This window comes from Variovorax sp. Soil_C_19 (assembly GCF_057657255.1).
The window spans coordinates 129768-151447 of record NZ_JBDGIV010000011.1; the positions used below are offsets into that span (position 1 = coordinate 129768).

19 protein-coding genes are annotated in these 21680 nt (G+C 67.6%); 15 read left to right on the top strand and 4 right to left on the bottom strand.

The genetic code is table 11. From position 1 onward, the window contains the following. Nucleotides 1-88 precede the first annotated feature (88 nt). From AC3A6R_RS20075 to AC3A6R_RS20125, 11 genes are all read left to right on the top strand, one after another. Entirely contained in the window at nt 89-775 is a 687-nt protein-coding gene (locus AC3A6R_RS20075; RefSeq protein ID WP_487861790.1) for a TetR/AcrR family transcriptional regulator, read from the top strand. A gap of 69 nt (nt 776-844) precedes the next feature. Further along, nucleotides 845-2641 (top strand): acyl-CoA dehydrogenase C-terminal domain-containing protein, encoded by a 1797-nt coding sequence (locus AC3A6R_RS20080; protein WP_487861789.1) that lies wholly within the window; start codon nt 845-847, stop codon nt 2639-2641. A 7-nt stretch (nt 2642-2648) separates the two neighbouring features. Then, on the top strand, nt 2649-3086 hold the full coding sequence (locus AC3A6R_RS20085) for a DUF2147 domain-containing protein (protein ID WP_487865369.1): 438 nt from the start codon (nt 2649-2651) through the stop codon (nt 3084-3086). A gap of 39 nt (nt 3087-3125) precedes the next feature. After that, a complete protein-coding gene (locus tag AC3A6R_RS20090) occupies nt 3126-5525 on the top strand; it encodes a 3-hydroxyacyl-CoA dehydrogenase/enoyl-CoA hydratase family protein (RefSeq protein WP_487861787.1) in 2400 nt (799 codons plus the stop codon). Nucleotides 5526-5538: 13 nt separating this feature from the next. Beyond that, nucleotides 5539-5988, top strand: a complete 450-nt coding sequence (locus AC3A6R_RS20095; RefSeq protein ID WP_487861786.1) for an endonuclease domain-containing protein — start codon at nt 5539-5541, stop codon at nt 5986-5988. After that, entirely contained in the window at nt 5985-7181 is a 1197-nt protein-coding gene (locus AC3A6R_RS20100; protein WP_487861785.1) for an acetyl-CoA C-acyltransferase, read from the top strand. The genes AC3A6R_RS20095 and AC3A6R_RS20100 overlap by 4 nt, the downstream gene beginning before the upstream one ends. A gap of 5 nt (nt 7182-7186) precedes the next feature. Then, nucleotides 7187-8098 carry an alpha/beta hydrolase family protein gene (locus AC3A6R_RS20105; RefSeq protein ID WP_487861784.1) on the top strand — a complete coding sequence of 304 codons (912 nt, stop codon included), beginning with the start codon at nt 7187-7189 and terminating at the stop codon, nt 8096-8098. Between the two features lie 28 nt (nt 8099-8126). Then, nucleotides 8127-8963 (top strand): acyl-CoA thioesterase, encoded by an 837-nt coding sequence (locus AC3A6R_RS20110; RefSeq protein ID WP_487861783.1) that lies wholly within the window; start codon nt 8127-8129, stop codon nt 8961-8963. Between the two features lie 9 nt (nt 8964-8972). Next, nucleotides 8973-9566 (top strand): DsbA family protein, encoded by a 594-nt coding sequence (locus AC3A6R_RS20115; protein WP_487861782.1) that lies wholly within the window; start codon nt 8973-8975, stop codon nt 9564-9566. Between the two features lie 50 nt (nt 9567-9616). Then, nucleotides 9617-10381: an enoyl-CoA hydratase gene (locus tag AC3A6R_RS20120; protein WP_487861781.1), complete on the top strand. Its 765-nt coding sequence runs from the start codon at nt 9617-9619 to the stop codon at nt 10379-10381. A gap of 200 nt (nt 10382-10581) precedes the next feature. Beyond that, entirely contained in the window at nt 10582-11685 is a 1104-nt protein-coding gene (locus AC3A6R_RS20125; protein ID WP_487865377.1) for an ABC transporter substrate-binding protein, read from the top strand. 27 nt (nt 11686-11712) lie between these two features. Here the strand turns inward: AC3A6R_RS20125 and AC3A6R_RS20130 are convergent, their stop codons facing one another. After that, complete coding sequence (locus AC3A6R_RS20130; RefSeq protein ID WP_487861780.1) at nt 11713-12141, bottom strand: acyl-CoA thioesterase; 429 nt, start codon at nt 12139-12141, stop codon at nt 11713-11715. 41 nt (nt 12142-12182) lie between these two features. Between AC3A6R_RS20130 and AC3A6R_RS20135 the strand changes: the two genes are divergently transcribed. Both AC3A6R_RS20135 and AC3A6R_RS20140 read left to right on the top strand, forming a co-directional pair. Continuing rightward, nucleotides 12183-14024, top strand: a complete 1842-nt coding sequence (locus AC3A6R_RS20135; RefSeq protein WP_487861779.1) for an ABCB family ABC transporter ATP-binding protein/permease — start codon at nt 12183-12185, stop codon at nt 14022-14024. A gap of 43 nt (nt 14025-14067) precedes the next feature. After that, nucleotides 14068-15006, top strand: a complete 939-nt coding sequence (locus AC3A6R_RS20140) for a 2-hydroxyacid dehydrogenase (RefSeq protein ID WP_487861778.1) — start codon at nt 14068-14070, stop codon at nt 15004-15006. 17 nt (nt 15007-15023) lie between these two features. On the opposite strand, the gene AC3A6R_RS20145 is transcribed toward AC3A6R_RS20140, so the two are convergent. The 3 genes from AC3A6R_RS20145 to AC3A6R_RS20155 are packed head-to-tail and all read right to left on the bottom strand — an operon-like array spanning nt 15024 to nt 19395. Further along, nucleotides 15024-16481, bottom strand: coding sequence for a TrkH family potassium uptake protein (locus tag AC3A6R_RS20145; protein WP_487861777.1), 1458 nt, complete (start codon nt 16479-16481; stop codon nt 15024-15026). 22 nt (nt 16482-16503) lie between these two features. Further along, nucleotides 16504-17898 carry a Trk system potassium transporter TrkA gene (gene trkA / locus AC3A6R_RS20150; RefSeq protein WP_487861776.1) on the bottom strand — a complete coding sequence of 465 codons (1395 nt, stop codon included), beginning with the start codon at nt 17896-17898 and terminating at the stop codon, nt 16504-16506. Between the two features lie 45 nt (nt 17899-17943). Then, a complete protein-coding gene (locus tag AC3A6R_RS20155) occupies nt 17944-19395 on the bottom strand; it encodes an amidase (RefSeq protein WP_487861775.1) in 1452 nt (483 codons plus the stop codon). An 81-nt stretch (nt 19396-19476) separates the two neighbouring features. Between AC3A6R_RS20155 and AC3A6R_RS20160 the strand changes: the two genes are divergently transcribed. Together AC3A6R_RS20160 and AC3A6R_RS20165 are read left to right on the top strand one after the other, a co-directional pair. Beyond that, on the top strand, nt 19477-20463 hold the full coding sequence (locus AC3A6R_RS20160) for a LysR substrate-binding domain-containing protein (protein WP_487861774.1): 987 nt from the start codon (nt 19477-19479) through the stop codon (nt 20461-20463). Between the two features lie 312 nt (nt 20464-20775). Continuing rightward, nucleotides 20776-21669 (top strand): transporter substrate-binding domain-containing protein, encoded by an 894-nt coding sequence (locus tag AC3A6R_RS20165; RefSeq protein ID WP_487861773.1) that lies wholly within the window; start codon nt 20776-20778, stop codon nt 21667-21669. The last annotated feature ends 11 nt before the right edge of the window (nt 21670-21680 follow it).

Consider the following 21680-nt stretch of genomic DNA (forward strand, 5'->3'; position numbering starts at 1 on the left):
TAACCTAGGAAAACCGAAGGTTAATCGGCCTCAAATCCGGGAAGCCCCTGCAAAATAGAACGACCGTTCGTTTTATTTGAGGTTCCCGATGTCCGTCACCGCAGTCTCCGCCAAGCCACGCGCCGCCCAGAAGGGCCAGCAGACCAAGGCCGTGATCGTCGACGCCGCGCTCGCGCTGGCGGCCCAGATCGGGCTCGAGGGCCTCTCGATCGGCGCGGTGGCCGAAATCACCAAGATGAGCAAGTCGGGCGTGTTCGCCCACTTCGGCTCGCGCGAGGAGCTGCAGATCTCGGTGGTGCGCGAGTATCACGCACGTTTCGAGCAAGAGGTGTTCTATCCCGCGCTCGAGGCGCCGCGCGGCCTGCCCCGGCTGCGCGCGATGTTCGCCAACTGGATGAAGCGCACCTCGGCCGAGATCGACTCGGGCTGCATCTACATCAGCGGCGCCTCCGAGTTCGACGATCGCCCGGGCCCCGTGCGCGATGCCCTCGTGGAGTCCGTCAGCATCTGGCAGGCCGCCGTGCTGCGCGCCATCGTGCAGGCCAAGAGCGAAGGCCACCTGCGCGCCGATGCCGACGAGCGGCAGATCGCCTTCGAGATCCACGGCCTGATCCTCGCGCTGCACTACGAAGCGCGCTTTCTGCAGGTGCCCGGCTCGATCGCGCGCGCCAACGTCGGCTTCGACAACATCCTCGCGCGCGCGGCCACGCCCGAAGCGCCGCCCGCTGCTGCTGCCGCCAAGCCTGCCGCACGCCGCCTCAAGACGGTGCGCTGAGCGGCCACGATTTCGCTTTCTCGCTTTCCCCCTTCTTTTTTTACCCAGCTTCGACCAGGAGAGTCCCGGATGCCGACCTATACCCCACCCGTGCGCGACATGCAGTTCGTGCTGCACGAGATGCTGAACGTTTCCGACGAGCTCAAGGCACTCCCGGCCCATGCCGAGACCGACGCCGACACCATCAACGCGGTGATCGAGGAAGCCGGCAAGTTCGCGGCCGAGGTGACCTTTCCGCTCAACATCAGCGGCGATGAAGAGGGCTGCACGCTCGACAAGGCGACGCACGAGGTGAAGACGCCCACCGGCTTCAAGGAGGCCTATGCCAAGTTCGTCGAAGGCGGCTGGCCGGCGCTCTCGTGCGACCCTGAACATGGCGGTCAGGGCCTGCCCTACGTGGTCAACCAGTGCCTGTATGAAATGCTCAACAGCGCCAACCAGGCCTGGACCATGTACCCGGGCCTCTCGCACGGCGCCTACGAGGCGCTGCATGCCTACGGCACGCCCGAACAGAAGAAGACCTACCTGCCCAAGCTCACGAGCGGCGAGTGGACCGGCACCATGTGCCTGACCGAGCCCCATTGCGGCACCGACCTGGGCCTGCTGCGCACCAAGGCCGAGCCCCAGCCCGATGGCACCTACCGCATCACCGGCAGCAAGATCTTCATCTCGGCCGGCGAGCACGACATGGCCGAGAACATCATCCACCTGGTGCTGGCCCGCCTGCCCGACGCGCCCAAGGGCAGCAAGGGCATCAGCCTGTTCGTGGTGCCGAAATTCCACGTCAAGGCCGACGGCGCGCTCGGTGATCGCAACCCGATCTTCTGCGCCGGCCTGGAGCACAAGATGGGCATCCACGGCAACGCCACGGCGCAGATCGTGATCGAAGGCGCCACCGGCACGCTGGTGGGCGAACCGCACAAGGGCCTGGCCGCGATGTTCGTGATGATGAACGCCGCGCGCCTTGGCGTGGGCAACCAGTCGCTGGGCCTGACCGAAGTGGCCTACCAGAACGCACTGGCCTACGCCAAGGACCGCCTGCAGATGCGCTCGCTCTCGGGCGTGAAGGCCAAGGACAAGGAAGCCGACCCGATCATCGTGCACCCCGATGTGCGCAAGATGCTGCTCACCGCCAAGGCCTACGCCGAGGGCGGCCGCGCGCTGCAGATCTTCTGCACGCTGCTGCTCGACAAGGCGCACCACCATCCCGACGAGAAGGTGCGCAAGGACTCCGACGAGATCGTGGCGCTGCTCACGCCGATCGTGAAGGCCTTCATCACCGACAACGGCCACATCGCGACCAACGCCTGCATGCAGGTGTTCGGCGGCCATGGCTTCATCAAGGAATGGGGCATGGAGCAGTTCGTGCGCGACAACCGCATCAACATGATCTACGAAGGCACCAACACCGTGCAGTCGCTGGACCTGCTGGGCCGCAAGATCCTCGGCAACAACGGCGCGTCGCTCAAGAAGTTCGGCAAGCTCGTGGCGAAGCTGGTCGAGGAAGAGGGCGTGAACGAGAAGATGGCCGAATTCATCAATCCGATCGCGGGCCTCGGCGACCAGCTCACCAAGTTCACGACCGAGATCGGCTTCAAGGGCTTTCAGAACCCCGACGAAGTGGGCGCCGCCGCGGTGGACTACCTGCGCGTGGCCGGGCATTTCGTGTTCGGCTACCTGTTCGCGCGCATGGCGCAGGTCGCGCTGCGCGAGATCGCCGCAGGCAATGCTGATCCCTTCTACGTCGCCAAGCTGCAGACCGCGCGCTTCTACTTCGCCAAGCTGTTCCCCGAGACCGCGACGCTGATGCGCACCGCGCGTGCCGGCAGCAAGGTGCTGATGGACACCGACGCCGCGCTGGCCTGAGCCGACCATGAAAAAAGCAATGCTCGCAGCCCTCGTGCTCGCCGCGGTCTCGTCCGCGGCCATGGCCCAGGCCACGCCCGTGGGCCTGTGGCGCAACGTCGACGACAAGACCGGTGAGGCCAAAGCCGAGATCCGAATCGCCGAAGCCAACGGCGCACTCGTCGGGCGCATCGAGAAGTCGTTGAAGAAGGATGCGAAGCCCGACGCGGTCTGCGACGAATGCAGCGACGACCGCAAGGGCAAGCCGATCGCGGGTCTCGAGATCGTCCGCGGCGGCAAGAAGGCCGAGGGCAAGGACGTCTGGGAAGGCGGCCGGATCCTCGACCCCGAGAACGGCAAGGAATACCGCGCGAGCTTCACGCCCATCGATGGTGGCAAGAAGCTCGAGGTGCGCGGCTACCTCGGTCCGTTCTGGCGCACCCAGACCTGGAACCGCGTGCAGTAAGCCTGCTGCACGCAACCCATCCAAGAAATACGAAGCAACATGTCCCGATTTCAAGTGAAAAAGGTCGCCGTGCTCGGCGCCGGCGTGATGGGCGCGCAGATCGCCGCCCACCTCGTCAACGTGCGCGTGCCCGTCGTGCTGTTCGACCTGGCCGCTAAAGAAGGCCCGAAGAATGGCATCGTCACGCGCGCCATCGACAACCTCAAGAAGCTCAAGCCCGCGCCGCTCGGCGACGTCGGCGACGCGGTGCTGATCGAACAGGCCAACTACGACGACGACCTTGCCAAGCTCGGCGAGTGCGACCTCATCATCGAAGCGATTGCAGAGCGCATGGACTGGAAGCTCGATCTCTACAGGAAGATCGCGCCGCACGTGGCCAAGCATTCGATCCTGGCCTCGAACACCTCGGGGCTGTCGATCACCAAGCTCAGCGAGGCATTGCCCGAGGCGTTGAAGCCACGCTTCTGCGGCATCCACTTCTTCAACCCGCCGCGCTACATGTTCCTGGTGGAGCTGATCAACACGCCCACCACCGAGCCGCAGGTGCTCGACGACCTCGAGGCCTTCGTCACCAGCACGCTCGGCAAGGGCGTGGTGCGGGCGCACGACACACCCAACTTCATCGCCAACCGCGTCGGCATCGCCGGCATGCTGGCCACGCTGAAGGAAGTCGAGAAGTTCGGCCTCACGCCCGACGTGGTGGACGACCTCACGGGCAAGAAGCTGGGCCGCGCAAGTTCGGGCACCTTCCGCACGGCCGACGTGGTGGGCCTGGACACCATGGCCCACGTCGTCAAGACGCTGCAGGACAACCTGAGCGCCGAGACCGATCCGTTCTACGCCAACTTCGCGACGCCGCCGGTGCTCGCCAAGCTGCTCGAACTCGGCCACCTGGGCCAGAAGACCAAGGCCGGCTTCTTCAAGAAGGTCGGCCGCGACATCCTGCGCTTCGACCAGGCCAGTGGCGAGTACGTGCCCGCGGGCGCCAAGGCCGACGAGGTCTACGGCCGCATGCTCAAGAAGCCCGCGGGCCAGCGCCTGAAGCTGCTGCGCGAGGCCGAAGGGCCGCAGGGCCAGTTCCTCTGGGCGATCCTGCGCGACAGCTTCCACTATGCCGCCGTGCACCTGGCCGAGATCGCCGAGAGCGCGCGCGACATCGACTTCGCGATGCGCTGGGGCTTCGGCATGAAGCAGGGCCCGTTCGAGCTCTGGCAGGAAGCCGGCTGGACCCAGGTCGCGCGCTGGATCCAGGACGACATCGATGCGGGCAAGGCATTGAGCACCGCGCCGCTGCCGAAATGGGTGTTCGAGGGCCCGGTCGCCGAGGCCGGCGGCGTGCACACGCCCGAAGGTTCGTGGAGCGCGTCGCAAGGCAAGTTCGTGCCCCAACGCAAGCTGCCGGTGCATGCGCGCCAGCTGTTCCCCGAGAGCGTGCTCGGCGCCGACGCGACCGATGCGAACACCGCGGGCACCACGATCAGCGAAGAGGGCGACGTGCGCGTCTGGACGCTCGACGGCGAGGTGCTGATTGCCAGCATCCAGTCGAAGATGCATGCGATCAGTCCCGACGTGGCCGAGGCGCTCGGCGCCGCGGTCGAACTGGCCGAAGCCGAATACAAGGGCCTCGTGATCTGGTCGCCCGACGAGATGTTCTCGGTCGGCGCCGACCTGCAGGCGATGCTGCCGGCCTTCGTCGTCGCCGGGATCGGTGCGGTCGAAGGGGCCGAGGAAGAGCTGCAGAACGTGATGCTCAAGATCCGCTACGCCAGCGTGCCGGTGGTGTCGGCCGTGCGCGGCATGGCGCTCGGCGGCGGCTGCGAGCTGGCGGTGTATTCGGCCAGGCGCGTGGCGGCGATGGAAAGCTACATCGGCCTGGTCGAAGTGGGCGTGGGCCTGATCCCGGGCGCAGGCGGCCTGACCTACATCGCGCGCCGCGCGGCCGAGAACGCCGCGGCCTCGACCGGCAGTGACCTGCTGCCGTTCCTGACCGAAGGCTTCACCGCCGCCGCGATGGCCAAGGTCGGCACCGGCGCGCTCGATTCGAAAAAACTCGGCTACCTGCTCGACAGCGACGTGATCGTGCCCAACAAGGACGAGCTGCTGTACGTGGCGCTGCAGCAGGCCAAGGCCATGGCCGATGCCGGCTGGCGCCCGCCGCTGCGCCGCAGCTTCCGCGTGGCGGGCCGCAGCGGCGCCGCGACGATCAAGGGCCAGCTCGTGAACATGCGCGACGGCGGCTTCATCAGCGCGCACGACTTCCACATCGCGAGCCTGATCGCGCACGTGGTCACCGGCGGCGACGTGGATGCCGGTTCGCTCGTGACCGAGGAATATGTGATGGCGCTGGAGCGCAAGGCGTTCTGCTCTCTGATCGTGCATCCCAAGACGCAGGAGCGGATCATGGGGATGCTGAGCACGGGGAAGCCGGTGCGCAACTGAGCCGGCGAAGACCATGAGCGAAGACCTCGATCCGTCCGGTTCCCTCTCCCGCTTGCGGGAAAGGGCCAGGGTGAGGGCGAGAGCGCTTCGCGGAGCCCCGACCGACGCCGAATCGCTACTCTGGTTTCATTTGCGCGATCGCCGCCTCGGCGGCTTCAAATTCCGTCGCCAACGACCTATCGGCCCTTACTTTGCCGACTTCGCATGCCTCGAAACGAAGTTGGTCGTCGAACTGGATGGCGGACAGCATGCAGAAGCTGCCGTCTACGACGAGCGTCGTACACGCTTCATCGAAGCGAAAGGCTGTCGTGTTCTTCGCTTCTGGAACAACGAAGTGCTGACGCAGACAGATGCTGCTCTCGAACGGATCCTGCTGGCGCTCCAAGACGGCAACCCTCACCCCAGCCCTCTCCCGCAAGCGGGAGAGGGGGCAAGACAAGATACAAGGACTGAAAAGCCATGAAACAAACCCAAGACGCCTACATCGTCGCCGCCACCCGCACCCCCATCGGCAAGTCCCACCGCGGCTACTTCCGCAACCACCGCCCCGACGACCTGCTCGCGACCACGCTCAAGGCCGCACTCGCCGCGGTGCCCAGCCTCGACCCGCAGGCCATCGAAGACATCATCTGCGGTTGCGCTATTCCAGAAGCGCAGCAGGGCCTCAACGTCGCGCGCATCGGCGCGGTTCTGGCGGGCCTGCCGACCAGCGTCGGCGGCATCACCGTCAACCGCTTCTGCGCCTCGGGGCTGTCGGCCGTGCAGATGGCGGCCGACCGCATCCGCGTGGGCGAGGCCGACGTGATGATCGCGGCCGGCGTCGAGAGCATGAGCATGGTGCCGATGATGGGCAACGCGCCGTCGCTTTCGCCGTCGATCTTCGAACGCGACGGCGACGTCGGCATTGCCTACGGCATGGGCCTCACGGCCGAGAAGGTCGCGCAGCAGTGGAAGGTCGGCCGCGAGGCGCAGGACGCGTTTGCGCTCGCCTCGCACCAGAAGGCACTGGCAGCGCAGAAGGCCGGCAAGTTCGCCGACGAGATCACGCCGATCGAGGTGACCGACCGGGTGCCGAACCTCGAGACCGGCGAGTCGGTCGCGACCACGCGCACGGTGACGCTCGACGAAGGCGCGCGCCCCGACACCAGCCTCGAAGGCCTGGCGAAGCTGCGCACCGTGTTCGCCGCGCGCGGCACGGTCACGGCCGGCAACAGCTCGCAGACGTCCGACGGCGCAGGCGCGCTGATCCTCGCGAGCGAGAAGGCGGTCAAGCAGTTCGGACTCGTGCCGCTCGCGCGCTTCGTGAGCTTCGCGAGCAAGGGCGTGCCGCCGCACATCATGGGCATCGGCCCGATCGAAGCCATTCCGGCCGCGCTGCGCTATGCCGGCCTGAAGCACGAGGACATCGACTGGTTCGAGCTCAACGAGGCCTTTGCGGCGCAGTCGCTCGCGGTGATCGATACGCTGGGGCTCGACCCGTCGAAGGTCAACCCGATGGGCGGCGCGATCGCGCTTGGGCATCCGCTCGGTGCGACCGGGGCGATCCGCTCGGCGACGGTGGTGCATGCGCTGCAGCGCGAGAAGCTCAAGTACGGCATGGTCACGATGTGCGTGGGCATGGGCCAGGGCGCCGCGGGCATCTTCGAACGCGTCTGACGGCCATGCAGGCACACCCGCACAAGCTCCCGGTCGACGGCGGCAGGCAGCAGATCGCGGTGCGCCACTACGCGCCCACGGCCGCGGCCGAGGCGCGCGCGAGCATCGTCATCGGCGGTGCGATGGGCGTGCGCCAGTCGTTCTACGAGCCGTTCGCGCGCTGGCTCGCCGCGCAGGGGTTCAGCGTTTGGACCTTCGACTACCGGGGCTCGGGCGATTCGCGCGCGGGTGCTTCGCTGCGGGGCTTCGACGCCGACCTCTTCGACTGGGCGCGCGACTACGAAGCGGTGGTCGATGCCGCCAATGCCGCGCTGCCTTCGCAGCCGCTCTACCTGCTCGGCCACAGCCTCGGCGCGCAGCTGCCGGGCTTGCTGCAGCGGCCAGAGCAGGTCGACGGCCTGGTGAGCATTGCCGCGGGCAGCGGCTACTGGCGCGAGAACGCGCCGCGCCTGAAGCGCAGCATCCTGTATTTCTGGTTCGTGCTGGTGCCGCTGGCGACCCGGCTCTGGGGCTACTTTCCGGGCCGCCGGCTGCGCAAGGTGGGCGACCTGCCGCGCGGCGTGATCCTGCAATGGCGCCGCTGGTGCCTCGACCCGCGCTACAGCGTGGGCGCCGAGGGCGAGCGCGCGGCGCGCAGCTACAGCCGCGTGCGCTTCCCGGTGCTGGCGCTGTCGATGACCGACGACGAACTGATGACGCTGGCCGGCACGCGCAGCCTGCTGAGCTTCTACGACCAGGCGCCGCGGGCGATGGAGCGCATCGCGCCGGCCGACGTGCAGGCGTCGCGCATCGGCCATTTCGGCTTCTTCCGCGAGCAGTTCAGCGCCACCCTCTGGCCGAGCACGGTCGACAAGCTGCACCGGCTCGCGGCGATCACTGCGCCGTCGCTGGCGGGCGTCCCGCAGACGACTGCATGAGTCCACCCACCGGAGGCACACTGCGACCATGACGAGCACCCATCCCTTCGACAAGGCCCTGGCGCTGCAGCACAGCGACCTGCGTGCCGGCCACTTCACAGGCGCCACGAGCGCCGAATACTGGAACATGGTGGGGCCCTTCGGTGGCGCCACCGCGGCGATCGCGCTGCAGTCGGTGCTGCAGCATCCCGACCTGCTTGGCACCCCGCTCGCGCTGACGGTCAACTTCGCGGCCGCCCTCGTGGCCGGACCGTTCGACGTGCAGGCCACGGCCGTGCGCACCAACCGCTCGACGCAACACTGGACGGTGCAGATCACGCAGCCCGGTGCCGACGGCACGCCGAACATGACGACCACCGCCACCGTGGTCACGGCCGCGCGGCGCGAGACCTGGAGCCAAAGCGACCTGCCAATGCCCAAAGATGTGCCGCAGCCCGAGTCGGTCGAGCGCTTCAGCATCGGCCCGGCCGGCGTCGCCTGGCTCGATCGGTACGAGATGCGTCCGGTCAGCGGCTTCATCCCCACGCAGTGGGACGGCAGCGAGCAGCACAGCGAAAGCCTCTACTGGCTGCGCGAGGCCGAGCCGCGGCCGCTCGACTTCGCCTCGCTCGCGGCGATGAGCGATGTGTTCTATCCGCGCGTGTGGCTGCGCCGCGCGAAGCATGTGCCCGCGGGCACGGTGTCGATCACCACCTACTTCCATGCCGGTGACGCGCAGTTTGCCGAGGTCGGCACCGGCTACCTGCTGGGCCGCGCGACGGGCCAGCAGTTCTTCAACGGCTTCTTCGACCAGGCCGCGCAGCTCTGGAGCCAGAATGGCGTGCTGCTTGCCACCTCGAACCAGATCGTCTACTACAAGGAATAGACACCGCCCATGACGAAATCCGTCGACTTCTATTTCGACTTCGGCAGCCCCGCCGCCTACCTCGCCGCCACGCAGCTGCCGCACGTGTGCGCCGACACCGGCGCCGCACTGGTGTGGAAGCCGATCCTGCTCGGCGGTGTGTTCCAGGCCACCGGTAACCGCTCGCCGGCCGAGGTCAGGCCCAAGGGGCCCTACATGACGACCGACCTGCAGCGCTTTGCGAAGCGCTATGGGGTGCCTTTCGTCCACAACCCGCACTTCCCCGTCAATACGCTGCTGCTGATGCGTGGCGCCACGGGCGTGCAGATGAAGAACCCCGAGCGTTTCGGGGCCTACGTCGATGCCGTGTTCCACGCCATGTGGGTTGCACCGCAGAACATGAACGACCCGGCCACCGTGGGTGCGGTCCTGCAGAACGCCGGATTCGACGCCCAGCAACTGCTCGCGCTGGCCGGCGCGCAGGAAACCAAGGACCGGCTGAAGGCCGTCACGCAGGAAGCTGTCGAGCGCGGCGTGTTCGGTGCACCGACCATGTTCGTCGGCAGCGAGATGTTCTGGGGCCAGGACCGGCTCGATTTCGTGCGCGAGGCGCTCTCGGCCTGAGCGGCCCGGTCGCCCATTCCTTCCAGTTCTCTCCTCCAAGGATCCATTCCATGAGCGACATCCTCGTCCACACCGAAGCCGGCGTGATGACCCTGACCTTCAACCGTGTCGAGAAGAAGAACTCGATCACCAGCGGCATGTACGCCGAGCTGGCCGACGCGCTCGCCACGGCCGAGGGCGATGCCGCGGTGCGCTGCGTGCTGATCCAGGGCGACCCGACGATCTTCAGCGCCGGCAATGACATCGGCGACTTCCTCAATGCGCCGCCGGCCGGCGAGAACTCGCCCGTATTCCGTTTCCTGCGCGGCATCGCGGCCTTTCCGAAGCCGATCGTCGCCTCCGTCTGCGGCCCGGCCGTGGGCATCGGCACCACGATGCTGTTCCATTGCGACCTGGTCTATGCCGGCGACAACGCAGCCTTCTCGATGCCTTTCGTGAACCTGGGGCTGTGTCCCGAGGCGGCGTCGAGCCTGCTGGTGCCGCAGATGTTCGGCCATCACCGCGCCGCCGAGGCGCTGCTGCTCGGCGAGCCCTTCATGGCCGAAGCCGCGCTCGAGGTCGGGCTGGTGAACCGCATCGTGCCGCCGACCGAGGCCAATGCCATCGCGCAGGGACAGGCCCGCAAGCTCGCGGCCAAGCCGCTCTCCGCACTCGTCGAGACCAAGCGCCTGCTCAAGAAGGCGCAGTTGCCCGCGGTGATCGAGCGCATGGACGAGGAGGGCGCGAGCTTCGGCCGGATGCTGCGCGAACCCGCTGCGCGCGAGGCCTTCCGCGCTTTCATGGAGAAGCGCAAGCCAGACTTTTCGAAGGTCTGATCGTAGTTCCACGCATTGCCCCGCCCTGGTGCATGCGTACACTGGGCGGCGTGCACATCTTCCAGTCAGGATCGGTCGCAGCCCCCGGCCAGCATGTCGGTACAGCTACTGAAAAAGTAGCAACCGGCGTCACGCGCCGGCGTACTTTCGGCTTGCTCGCGGGGGCGCTGGTGGCGTCGCCCGCGGTGGTCCGGGCCCGCGTGCGTCCGTTGCGCATCGGGCTCATCGGCTCGTGGTCCGGGCCCTATGCGGGGGGCGGGCGGCAGTTCGATGCCGGCATGTCGGCCTGGCTGGCCGCGCACAACCAGGCCATCGCGGGGCGTCCGGTCGAACTGCTGCGGCGCGACGTGCCGGGCAGCGCACCCGAGCAGGCGCGGCGCCACGCACAAGACCTCGTCGAGGGCGAGCGCGTGGACCTGCTGGCGGGACTCGACTTCAGTTCCAACGCCTATGCCGTCGGTGCCGTCGCCACGCAGGCCAAGGTGCCGCTCCTGGTGATGAACGCGGCTTCCTCGGGCATCACGGCGCGCTGCCCGTTCGCGGTGCGGCTGTCGTTCACCATCTCGCAGGTCACGATGCCGCTCGCGCGCTGGGCGCTGCAGCAGGGGCTGCGCGATGTCTGCACGGTGGTGGCCGACTATGCCGCGGGCGTCGACGCCGAGGCCGCGTTCGTCTCGGGCATCACCGCGGGCGGTGGGCGCGTGGGCGCGATGCTGCGCGTGCCGCTCGCCACGCTCGACTATTCGGCCTACATGCTGCGGCTGCGCGAGCTCAAGCCGCAGGCGGTGTTCTTCTTCCTGCCCTCGGGACAGATGCCCGCGACCTTCCTCAAGTTCTGGCGCGACCGCGGCATGGCCGGCACCGGCATCCGCCTGCTCGCCACGGGCGACGCGACCGACGACCATTACCTCGAGGGCATCGGCGAACTGGCGGACGGCCTCGTGACCAGCCACCACTATTCGTTCGCGCATGATTCCGCGGCCAATCGGGCCTTCACCGGCGCCTTCGAGGCCGAGTACGGCAGCCACCTGCGGCCCGGCTACTTCGCGGTGGCGGCGCACGACGCGCTGGCGGCCACCGACGCCGCGATGCGCTCGGCACGCGGCAGCAATGCCCGCGGCGAGAAGCTCGTCGACGCCTTCCGCGGGCTCAAGCTCAAGAGCCCGCGCGGGCCGATCGAGATCGACGCCTACACCCGCGACATCGTGCAGGCGGTGTACATCCGCCGCACCGAGCGGCAGGACGGGCGCTGGATCAACCGCGAATTCGAACGCTTCGACAGGGTGCGGGACGCCGCCGGCTGAGCCGCCGCGGCGGGGCCCGTTCGGCCTTCAGGCTGCCGGCTGCTCGATCGGCCGCGGCCGGCCGTTGTCGTCGATGGCCACGTAGGTGAAGGTGGCCTGCGTCACCTTGATGTACTCGCCCTGCGCGCGAAAGCGCTCGGCAAAGACCTCGACCGTCACGGTGACCGAGGTGCGCCCGATGCGCACCAGCTTCGAATAGAACGAGAGGATGTCGCCGAGCCGCACCGGCTGCTTGAAGATGAATTCGTTGACCGCCACCGTGGCCTGCCGGCCCTTGGCATAGCGCGCCGGAATGACCGAACCGGCCAGGTCGCACTGCGCCATGACCCAGCCGCCGAAGATGTCGCCGTTGGCATTGCAGTCGGCGGGCATCGGAATGACCTTGAGCACCAGCTCCATGTCGGTGGGCAGGCTTTTCAACGGGGCGGCAGCGGCGCTGCTGGAAATATCGGACATGGGCACAATCGGGAGCAAATAAGCAACCACGATTGTCCTTCATGCGCCGCAGCGGCGAAGCCCTCCCACCCCCTTCTCATTCCGCACACGCCCCGGGCCACGCGCCGGCGCGCAGCGACCGTTCCGACTGGGCCACGCTGCGGCGGCTGTTCCCCTACCTGTGGCAATACAAGTGGCGGGTGGCCGCGGCGCTGGCCTTCATGGTGGGCGCCAAGGTGGCCAACGTCAGCGTGCCGGTGCTGCTGAAGGACCTGGTCGACACCATGACGCCCAAGCCCGACGTGGCCGCGGCGATCCTCGTGGTTCCCATCGGGCTGCTGGTGGCCTATGGCCTGCTGCGCTTCTCGACCTCGCTGTTCGGCGAGCTGCGCGAGCTGATCTTCGCCAAGGCCACCGAGGGCACGGCGCGGCAGATCGCGCTCGAAGTGTTTCGGCACCTGCATTCGTTGAGCCTGCGCTTTCACCTGGAGCGCCAGACCGGCGGCATGACGCGCGACATCGAGCGCGGCACGCGCGGCGTGCACTCGCTGGTCTCGATGTCGCTCTACAGCATCGTGCCGACGTTCATCGAACTGGTGCTGGTGCTCACCATCCTGGGCGTCAAGTTCGACGCCGCGTTCGTCTGGATCACGCTGGCCGCGCTGGTGCTGTACATCGGCTTCACGGTCACCGTGACCGAATGGCGCACCCAGTTCCGCAAGATCATGAACGAGCTCGACTCGGTCGCGCAGAGCCGCGCGGTCGATTCGCTGCTGAACTACGAAACCGTCAAGTACTTCAACAACGAAGACTTCGAGGCCGGCCGCTACGACGCGAGCCTCGACCGCTACCGCAAGGCTGCGATCAAGAGCCAGCGCACGCTGAGCATGCTCAACATCGGCCAGCAAATGCTGATCGCCGTGAGCCTGGTGCTGATGCTGTGGCGTGCCACCGCGGGCGTGGTCGAGGGGCGCATGACGCTCGGCGACCTGGTCATGGTCAACGCCTTCATGATCCAACTCTACATCCCGCTCAACTTCCTGGGCGTGATCTACCGCGAGATCAAGCAGAGCCTGACCGATCTCGACAAGATGTTCGTGCTGATGGAAAAAGACCGCGAGGTGCGCGACGCACCGGACGCACAGCCGCTCGGCGGCGCCGATTCGGCGGTGCGCTTCGAGGACGTGAGCTTCGCCTACGAGCCCGCGCGGCCGATCCTCAAGCATGTGAGCTTCGAGATACCGGCCGGCAAGACGGTGGCGGTGGTCGGCCCGTCGGGTTCGGGCAAGTCGACGCTCGCGCGCCTGCTCTACCGCTTCTACGACGTTCAGGATGGGCATATCACCATCGGCGGCCAGGACATCCGCGAGGTGCAGCAGTCGAGCCTGCGCCGCGCCATCGGCATCGTGCCGCAGGACACGGTGCTGTTCAACGACACCATCGAATACAACATCGCCTACGGCCGCCCCGGCGCGTCGCGCGAAGAAGTCGAGACGGCTGCGCGCGCGGCGCGCATCCACGACTTCATCTCGGCCACGCCGAAGGGCTACGAGACCACGGTCGGCGAGCGCGGGCTCAAGCTCTCGGGCGGCGAGAAGCAGCGCGTGGCCATTGCGCGCACGCTGCTCAAGAACCCGCCCATCGTGATCTTCGATGAAGCCACCTCGGCGCTCGATTCGGCCAACGAGCGCGCGATCCAGTCGGAACTCAAGAGCGCCGCGCAGGACAAGACCACGCTGGTCATCGCGCACCGGCTGTCGACGGTGGTCGACGCGCACGAGATCCTGGTGCTCGATGCCGGCACGATCATCGAGCGCGGCACGCATGCCGAACTGCTCGCGAAGCAGGGCCGCTATGCGCAGATGTGGGCCTTGCAGAAAAGCGAAGCCGCACCGCTGCTGTAGCGGCTGATCACCTATTTTTATTGATTCTCCCAGGAGTTCAGACGTGTCGACGAAGATTCCCCTGCTGGTGCTCAACAGCCTCTCGAGCGCACACCAGGCCCAGATTGCCCAGGTCTACGACATGACCTATGCCCCCGGCGAGGCCGAGCGTGCCGCCGCGATCGCGACGCACGGCAAGCAATTTCGCGCCGTGCTGACCATCGGCGTGATAGGCATCACGCCCGAGGAGATCGCGGCCATGCCGGCGCTCGAGCTGATCTGCTGCATGGGCGCGGGCTACGAAGGCCTGCCGCTCGAGGTCACGCGCGCACGCGGCATTGCCACGGCCAATGGCGCGGGCACCAACGACGACTGCGTGGCTGATCATGCCTTCGGCCTCCTGATCGGCATCGTGCGCGAGTTCCGCAAGCTCGATCGGCTGTGCCGCGAAGGTGTGTGGCGCGAGGCGATCCCGCAGGCGCCGAACGTCTCGGGCAAGAAGCTCGGCATCCTCGGGCTCGGCACCATCGGCCAGAAGATCGCGAAGCGCGCAGCCGGCTTCGACATGGAAGTCGGCTACCACAACCGCAACCCCAAGGAAGGCGTGCCGCACCGCTACTTCGGCGACCTGAAGTCGCTCGCCGCCTGGGCCGACTTCCTGATCCTGGCGGCGCCGGGCGGCGCCGCGACGAAGCACCTGGTGAATGCCGAGGTGCTCGACGCGCTCGGGCCGCAGGGCTACCTGGTGAACATCGGCCGCGGCAGCGTGGTCGACACCGAGGCGCTGGCCGCGGCGCTGCGCGAGAACCGCATTGCGGGCGCGGGGCTCGACGTGTACGAAAGCGAACCGAAGCGGCCCGAGCTGCTGGTCGGCCTGGACAACGTGCTGCTCACGCCGCACATGGCGGGCTGGTCGCCCGAGGCGACGCAGAAGTCGGTCGACCATTTCCTTGCGAATGCCGAAGGGCACTTCGCGGGGCGCGGCGTTCTCACCCCGGTCTGACGCCGGTCTGACGTGCCTCAGCGGCGCCAGAACTGCGGCGTCAGCAGCACCAGCAGCGACAGCAGTTCGAGCCGCCCAAGCGGCATGGCGAAACTCAGCACCCAGGTCTGGAAGTTGGTGAGCCCCGCGTAGTTCACGGCCGGCCCGACGTCGCCGAGGCCCGGGCCGATGTTGTTCAGGCAGGCAATCACGGCGGTAAAAGCCGTCACCACGTCCAGCCCGCTGAACAGCATCACCATGGTCAACGCGACGATGGTCATGCCGTAGAGCATCATGAAGGCGATCACGCTGTGCATCACGCGCGGCGGCACGGTGACGCCGCCGAGCACCACCGGGTTGACCACGTTCGGATGGATGATGCGCACCAGCTCGCGCTGCGACTGCTTGAGCAGCAGCAGCACGCGCAGCATCTTGACGCCGCCGCCGGTCGATCCCGCGCAGGTGGCAAAGCAGCCCAGCAGCATCATCAGGAACGGCACGAAGGTCGGCCACAGCGCGTAGTCGTGGGTGGCGTAGCCGGTGGTGGTGGCAACCGAGACCACATGGAACAGGGTGCGCCGCAGCGTGCGCAGCACGTCGCCGTCCGGCGCGTTGGCCAGCAGGTAGCCGGTGATCAGCGCCACGCTGCCCGCCAGCACCAGCACGTAGGTGCGCAGTTCGGCGTCGCGCCACAGCACGGTGAGCGAGCGGCGCTTCCAGGCCAGGAAGTAGAGCGCAAAGTTGACGCCGGCCAGCAGCATGAAGACCACCGCCACCATCTCCACCTGCGGCGAGTTGAAGTAGCCGAGGCTCGCGTCGTGGGAGGAGAAGCCGCCCAGGCTCATCGTCGAGCACATGTGCATGAAGGCGTCGGCCCAGCTCATGCCGGCCCAGCGGTAGGCCAGCAGGCAGGCGCTCGAGGCGAGAAAGTAGACCGTCCACAACCCGCGGGCCGTGTCCGAGATGCGCGGCGTGAGTTTCTGGTCCTTCATCGGGCCCGTGATCTCGGTGCGAAACAATTGCGAGCCGCCCACGCCGAGCATCGGCAGCACGGCCACGGCCAGCACCACGATGCCGAGCCCACCGACCAGGTTGAGCAGGCAGCGCCACACGTTCACTGCCATCGGCATGTGGTCGAGGCCGACCAGCACGGTCGCGCCGGTGGCGGTGAAGCCGCTCATGGCTTCGAAGTAGGCGTCGGTCACGCTCAGGCCGGGAATGGCCAGCAGCAGCGGCACGGCGGCAAAGGTCGGCAGCAGGAACCAGATCACGCCGACCATCACGAAGCCATCCCGCGGGCGAAGTTCGCCCAGATGGCCGCGCGTCAGGACAACCATCGCGAGGCCGCTGGCCAGCGTGGCGAGCAGCGACCATGAAAAAGCCTGCAGCGCGCGGCCACCGTCGAGCCAGCTGGCAAAAAGCGGCGCCAGCATCAGCAGTGAGAACAGGACGACGAGGCGTCCGACCAGGGCAACGATGGCCTGCGGTGAAGACATGGATGGCGGCGCCTGGCGGCGTTCAGAACAGGAAGATCGCGCTGACTTGGAACAGCCGCTCGATGTCGCGGATCATGCCCTTGTGCGGCACGAAGACGACGACGTGGTCGTTGCTGGCGATCACCGTGTCGCGGTGCGGAATGATCACCTCGCGCGGTCCCTCGTCGGGGCCGCGCACGATGGCACCGATCTGCGCGCCGTCGGGCAGCTTGATCTCGCCGACGGTCCGCGTCGCCACCTTGCTGGTCTTGCGGTCGCCGCGCACCACCAGCTCCAGCGCTTCGGCGGCGCCGCGGCGCAGGCTGTGCACCACCTCGATGTCGCCGCGCCGCACGAAGGCCAGCAGTTCCCCGATGATGGTGTGTGCCGGCGAGATGGCGATGTCGATCTGCGTGCCCTGCACCAGGTCGGCGTAGGCGCGGCGGTTGATCAGGGCCAGCACGCGGCGCGCGCCAAGGCGCTTGGCCAGCAGGCAGGCCATGATGTTGTCTTCGTCGTCGTTGGTGACGGCCATGAAAAGGTCCATGCCGGCCACCTGCTCGGTGGCCATCAGGTCGGCATCGGTGGCGTCGCCGTTGAGCACCAGCACATCGCTGGGCAGGCTCTCTGCCAGCAGCGCGCAGCGGGGCAGGTCGCGCTCGATCAGCTTGATGGCGCAGTTGCCGTGCAGCTCCCGCGCCAGCCGCATGCCGACCCGGCCGCCGCCGGCCATCATGATGCGGGCCACCGGCCGGTCCATCTGGCGCAGCCCGCCCAGCACGCCGCGGATGTGCTGCGTGGCGGCGAGCACGAAGACTTCGTCGCCGGCGCGGATGCGGGTTTCGCCGTGGAGCACGCCCAGCGCGCGGTCGTTGCGGTAGATCGCCACGATGCGCATGTCGGCATTGGGCACCAGGCTCGGAATCTCAGCCAGGCTGTGGCCCACCAGCGAGCCGCCCTCGATCGCGCGCACCGCGATCAGGCTGACCAGCCCCTGCGCGAACTGGATCACCTGCAACGCCTCGGGGTATTCAACCAGCTTGTGGATGTAGTTGGTCACCGAGCGCTCGGGGCAGATCACCTGGTCCACCGCGAAGCCGGTCTTTTCCAGCAGTGCGTTGTCGTGGAAGGCGGTCGAGCGCACGCGCGCCACGGTGGTCTGCACGTTGAAGAGATCGCGTGCGAACTTGCAGGCCAGCAGGTTGGTCTCGTCGAGCGGCGCGCAGGCGATCAGCATGTCGGCGTCAGGAGCGCCGGCCTCGCGCAGCACCTCGGGCTCGATGCCGCTGCCGAGCACGCCGCGCAGGTCGAACTGCTCCTGCAGCCGGGCCAGGCGGCCGGCGTCGGTGTCGATGACGGTGATGTCGTTGCGCTCCGACAGCAGGCTCTCTGCCGCGCTTTCCCCGACGCGGCCGGCTCCCACGATGATCATTTTCATGCGCGCATTCTGCATGCGTCGCAGGGGTTGCGCACCGGGCGGCGATCAGCCTGCGCTCAGCAGCGCCGGCGGACGCACCGCCGACCAGGCGCATGCGCGGTCGTAGGCATGCCCGGCGCGCAGCACGGCAAGGTCGGCATTCACCGGCCCCGCGAGCGAGATGCCCATCGGCAGGCCGCCTTCGCCGAAGCCGGCGCGCAGATTGAGCGTCGGCAGCCCTGCCAGCGTGAACGGCGTGACGATCTCCATCCAGCGGTGGTAGGTGTCGCTTGCGACGCCGTTCACCTCGGCGGGCCAGTGCAGTTCGGCGTCGAACGGAAACACCTGCGCACTCGGCGCCACCACGAAATCGAAGCGCTCGAACAGGCGTGCGAACGCGCGGTACACGTTCGAGCGGTAGAGCGAGGCCTGGTAGAGCGAGGCTGCGTCGAGCTGCCGGCTCTGTTCGACCTCCCACTGTGCCTCGGGCTTGAGCTGGGCGAACAGCTTCGGATCGTTCATGAAGGCGCCGAGCTTGCCGCCCACAAGCAGCTGGCGCAGGCGCAGCCAGGCGCTCCAGTTCTGCTCGCGCGGCACGTCGAGCGTGCAGGCTTCGACCTCGCAGCCGAGGCTGCGGAAGATGCCGAGCGCCTGCTCCCCGAGCGCGCGGATGCCGGGCGCGAGCGGCAGGTCGGGCCAGATGCTGCCGAGCCAGCCGATGCGCAGGCCGCGTGCCTCGCCTTCGAGTTGCAGCGCGTCGGGCGAGGGCAGCGCGTCGGGCGACGAGAGCGGCACGCGCGCATCGAAGCCCGCCTGCACCGCGAGCAGCCGCGCGGCGTCTTCCACGGTGCGCGCCATCGGGCCTTCGATGCCGAGCTGCTGGAAGAACAGCTCCTGCTCCGGATCGCCCGGCACACGCCCGCGCGAGGGCCGCATGCCGATGACGTTGTTGAACGCGGCCGGGTTGCGCAGCGACCCCATCATGTCGCTGCCGTCGGCCACCGGCAGCATGCCGAGCGCCAGGGCCACGGCCGCGCCGCCGCTGCTGCCGCCGGCGCTGCGCTCGGGCGCATGGGCGTTGCGCGTGATGCCGAACACCGTGTTGTAGGTGTGCGAGCCGAGGCCGAATTCGGGCGTGTTGGTCTTGCCGATCACGATGGCGCCGGCCGCGCGCATGCGCGCGACGTGCAGGCTGTCGGTGCGCACCGGCGAGCGCGGCGACAGCGGCGAGCCCATCGAGGTCGGCAAGCCGGCTGCATGGCTCAGGTCCTTCACCGCGAGCGGGAAGCCATGCATCCAGCCACGCCGCTCGCCGCGCGCCAGTTCGGCGTCGCGTTCGCGTGCATCGGCCAGCAGGTCCTCGGGCGGGCGCAGCGACACGATGGCATTGAAGCGGGGGTTGAGCGCCTCGATGCGGGCCAGTGCGGCCTGCATCAGTTCATGGCAGGACACGCCGCGCGCGGCGATCCGGCGCGAGAGTTCCGTGGCACTGAGGTCGAGGATATCGGTGGGCGTCATGGCGGTCCGGGGCGGAATGGCGGCGGACACAGTATCGACCAGGAGCCCGCAGCGGGCGGCGCGCGCACATAATCGCCGCGTATGGAAACCAAGTGGCTCGAAGACTTCATCAGCCTGGCGGAAACGCGCAGCTTCAGCCGCTCGGCCCAACTGAGGCATGTCACACAGCCTGCGTTCTCGCGGCGCATCCAGGCGCTCGAGGGCTGGGCCGGCACCGACCTGGTCGACCGCAGTTCGTACCCGACGCGGCTCACGCCAGCGGGCCAGACGCTCTACAGCCAGGCCATCGAGATGCTGCAGGCGCTGCAGAGCACCCGCGCCATGCTGCGCGGCCACTCGGCCGCCGGGCAGGACGTGATCGAGATCGCGGTGCCGCACACGCTGGCGTTTACGTTTTTCCCCTCGTGGGTGACCAGCCTGCGCGAGCACTTCGGGCCGATCAAGAGCCGGCTCATCGCACTCAATGTGCACGACGCGGTGCTGCGCCTCGTCGAAGGCAGCTGCGACCTGCTGATCGCCTACCACCACCCCTCGCAGCCGCTGCAGCTCGACGCCAACAAATACGAGATGGTCAGCCTGGGCGAGGAGGTCGTGAGCGCGTGGGTCCGGCCCGATGCCGACGGCGCGCCGCGCTTCCGGCTGCCGGGGCGTCCGGGCCAGCCGCTGCCTTACCTGGGCTATGCACCCGGCGCCTACCTGGGGCGCGTGGTCGACCAGCTGCTCAAGGAATCGGGCACCGCCATCCACCTCGACCGGGTCTACGAGACCGACATGGCCGAAGGCCTCAAGGTGATGGCGCTCGAAGGCCACGGCATCGCCTTTCTGCCGCAGAGCGCGGTGCGCAAGGAGATCAAGGCCCGCAAGCTCGTGAGCGCGCTGCCGCCCGAGATCGACAGCCTCGAAGCGACGATGGAGATCCGCGCCTACCGCGAGCGGCCTGGCGCGCCGGTTCCGGCGAAGCCCGCCGGCAGCCGCTCGGCCAAGGCGCTGGCCTCGGAAGGCCTACAGCCCAAGCGCACGGCCGACGCCTTGTGGTCGTACCTGGTCAGCGCCGAGCCGCTGCGTTGAGGCGGAATTTGTGCGATGCACAATCTATGAACCCGATGCATAACCGGCGCCGCAAACGGCATTGGCGTGCTGGCCGGGGGTTCTCTACAGTCGCGGCAGTTTTCCAACGCTGCCACACGAACCGACGAAGCCCAGACCGTGCAATTCTCCACATGCGCGTGTCCACGGCGAGAGAACAGGCACAAAGGCTGCTTAGCTTCAGTCCGACAATGCCGCTGCACCGGGATGGCCCGGGTATTCCCGGCCTGCCAACTGTCTAGAATTTCGTTTGGTTTCCAATTTCCCCTTTCTGTCACCATCAGGAGTCTCTGTATGAAAAAACAAGTGTTGGCATTGGCCGTTGCAGTGGTCGCTACCGGCAGCGCTTTCGCCCAGGATGGCACGCTGGCCAAGATCAAGAACAGCGGCGCCATCAGCCTCGGCGTGCGCGATTCGTCGGCGCTGTCGTTCTCCGTCGGCGGCGGCAAGTACGGCGGCTTCCACACTGAAATGGCCGAACGCATCGCTGAAGACCTCGGCAAGACTGCCGGCAAGAAGCTGGCGGTCAACTACACCCCGGTCACCTCGCAGAACCGCATTCCGCTGGTGCAGAACGGCACGGTCGACCTGGAGTGCGGCTCCACCACCAACAACGCCACGCGCCAGAAGGACGTCGATTTCGCCCACACCACCTACGTGGAAGTGGTGCGCATGGTCATCAAGAAGAATTCGGGCATCAAGGACCTGAAGGACCTCAACGGCAAGACCATCGCCACCACCACGGGCACGACCTCGGTGCAGACCCTGCGCAAGAACGAGCGCGCCCAAGGTATCGACTTCAAGGAAGTGCTGGGCAAGGACCACGCCGACAGCTTCCTGCTGCTCGAGTCCGGCCGTGCCGACGCCTTCGTGATGGACGGTTCGATCCTGGCGGCCAACGTCGCCAAGTCGAAGAACCCGGCTGATTTCGCCATCGTCGGTCCCGAGCTGTCGGTCGAGCCGATCGCCTGCATGGTGCGCAAGGGCGACGACGCGTTCCTGAAAGCCGTCAATGCCAGCATCGAGCGCCAGATCAAGGACGGCTCGCTCGCCAAGCTGTACGACAAGTGGTTCATGCAGCCGGTGCCGCCAGCCAACGTGAACATGAACCTGCCGCTGTCGGAGGCCACCAAGGCCGCCTGGGCCAGCCCCAACAACAAGCCGATGGAAGACTACGCCAAGAAGTAATCTGCATGGAT

What these genes read in the sequence shown, in the direction of transcription:
- AC3A6R_RS20075 (WP_487861790.1), top strand. Translation starts at nt 89, where the DNA reads ATGTCCGTCACCGCAGTCTCCGCCAAGCCACGCGCCGCCCAGAAGGGC.
- AC3A6R_RS20080 (WP_487861789.1), top strand. Translation starts at nt 845, where the DNA reads ATGCCGACCTATACCCCACCCGTGCGCGACATGCAGTTCGTGCTGCAC.
- AC3A6R_RS20085 (WP_487865369.1), top strand. Translation starts at nt 2,649, where the DNA reads ATGAAAAAAGCAATGCTCGCAGCCCTCGTGCTCGCCGCGGTCTCGTCC.
- AC3A6R_RS20090 (WP_487861787.1), top strand. Translation starts at nt 3,126, where the DNA reads ATGTCCCGATTTCAAGTGAAAAAGGTCGCCGTGCTCGGCGCCGGCGTG.
- AC3A6R_RS20095 (WP_487861786.1), top strand. Translation starts at nt 5,539, where the DNA reads ATGAGCGAAGACCTCGATCCGTCCGGTTCCCTCTCCCGCTTGCGGGAA.
- AC3A6R_RS20100 (WP_487861785.1), top strand. Translation starts at nt 5,985, where the DNA reads ATGAAACAAACCCAAGACGCCTACATCGTCGCCGCCACCCGCACCCCC.
- AC3A6R_RS20105 (WP_487861784.1), top strand. Translation starts at nt 7,187, where the DNA reads ATGCAGGCACACCCGCACAAGCTCCCGGTCGACGGCGGCAGGCAGCAG.
- AC3A6R_RS20110 (WP_487861783.1), top strand. Translation starts at nt 8,127, where the DNA reads ATGACGAGCACCCATCCCTTCGACAAGGCCCTGGCGCTGCAGCACAGC.
- AC3A6R_RS20115 (WP_487861782.1), top strand. Translation starts at nt 8,973, where the DNA reads ATGACGAAATCCGTCGACTTCTATTTCGACTTCGGCAGCCCCGCCGCC.
- AC3A6R_RS20120 (WP_487861781.1), top strand. Translation starts at nt 9,617, where the DNA reads ATGAGCGACATCCTCGTCCACACCGAAGCCGGCGTGATGACCCTGACC.
- AC3A6R_RS20130 (WP_487861780.1), bottom strand. Translation starts at nt 12,141, where the DNA reads ATGTCCGATATTTCCAGCAGCGCCGCTGCCGCCCCGTTGAAAAGCCTG.
- AC3A6R_RS20135 (WP_487861779.1), top strand. Translation starts at nt 12,183, where the DNA reads ATGCGCCGCAGCGGCGAAGCCCTCCCACCCCCTTCTCATTCCGCACAC.
- AC3A6R_RS20145 (WP_487861777.1), bottom strand. Translation starts at nt 16,481, where the DNA reads ATGTCTTCACCGCAGGCCATCGTTGCCCTGGTCGGACGCCTCGTCGTC.
- trkA (WP_487861776.1), bottom strand. Translation starts at nt 17,898, where the DNA reads ATGAAAATGATCATCGTGGGAGCCGGCCGCGTCGGGGAAAGCGCGGCA.
- AC3A6R_RS20155 (WP_487861775.1), bottom strand. Translation starts at nt 19,395, where the DNA reads ATGACGCCCACCGATATCCTCGACCTCAGTGCCACGGAACTCTCGCGC.
- AC3A6R_RS20160 (WP_487861774.1), top strand. Translation starts at nt 19,477, where the DNA reads ATGGAAACCAAGTGGCTCGAAGACTTCATCAGCCTGGCGGAAACGCGC.
- AC3A6R_RS20165 (WP_487861773.1), top strand. Translation starts at nt 20,776, where the DNA reads ATGAAAAAACAAGTGTTGGCATTGGCCGTTGCAGTGGTCGCTACCGGC.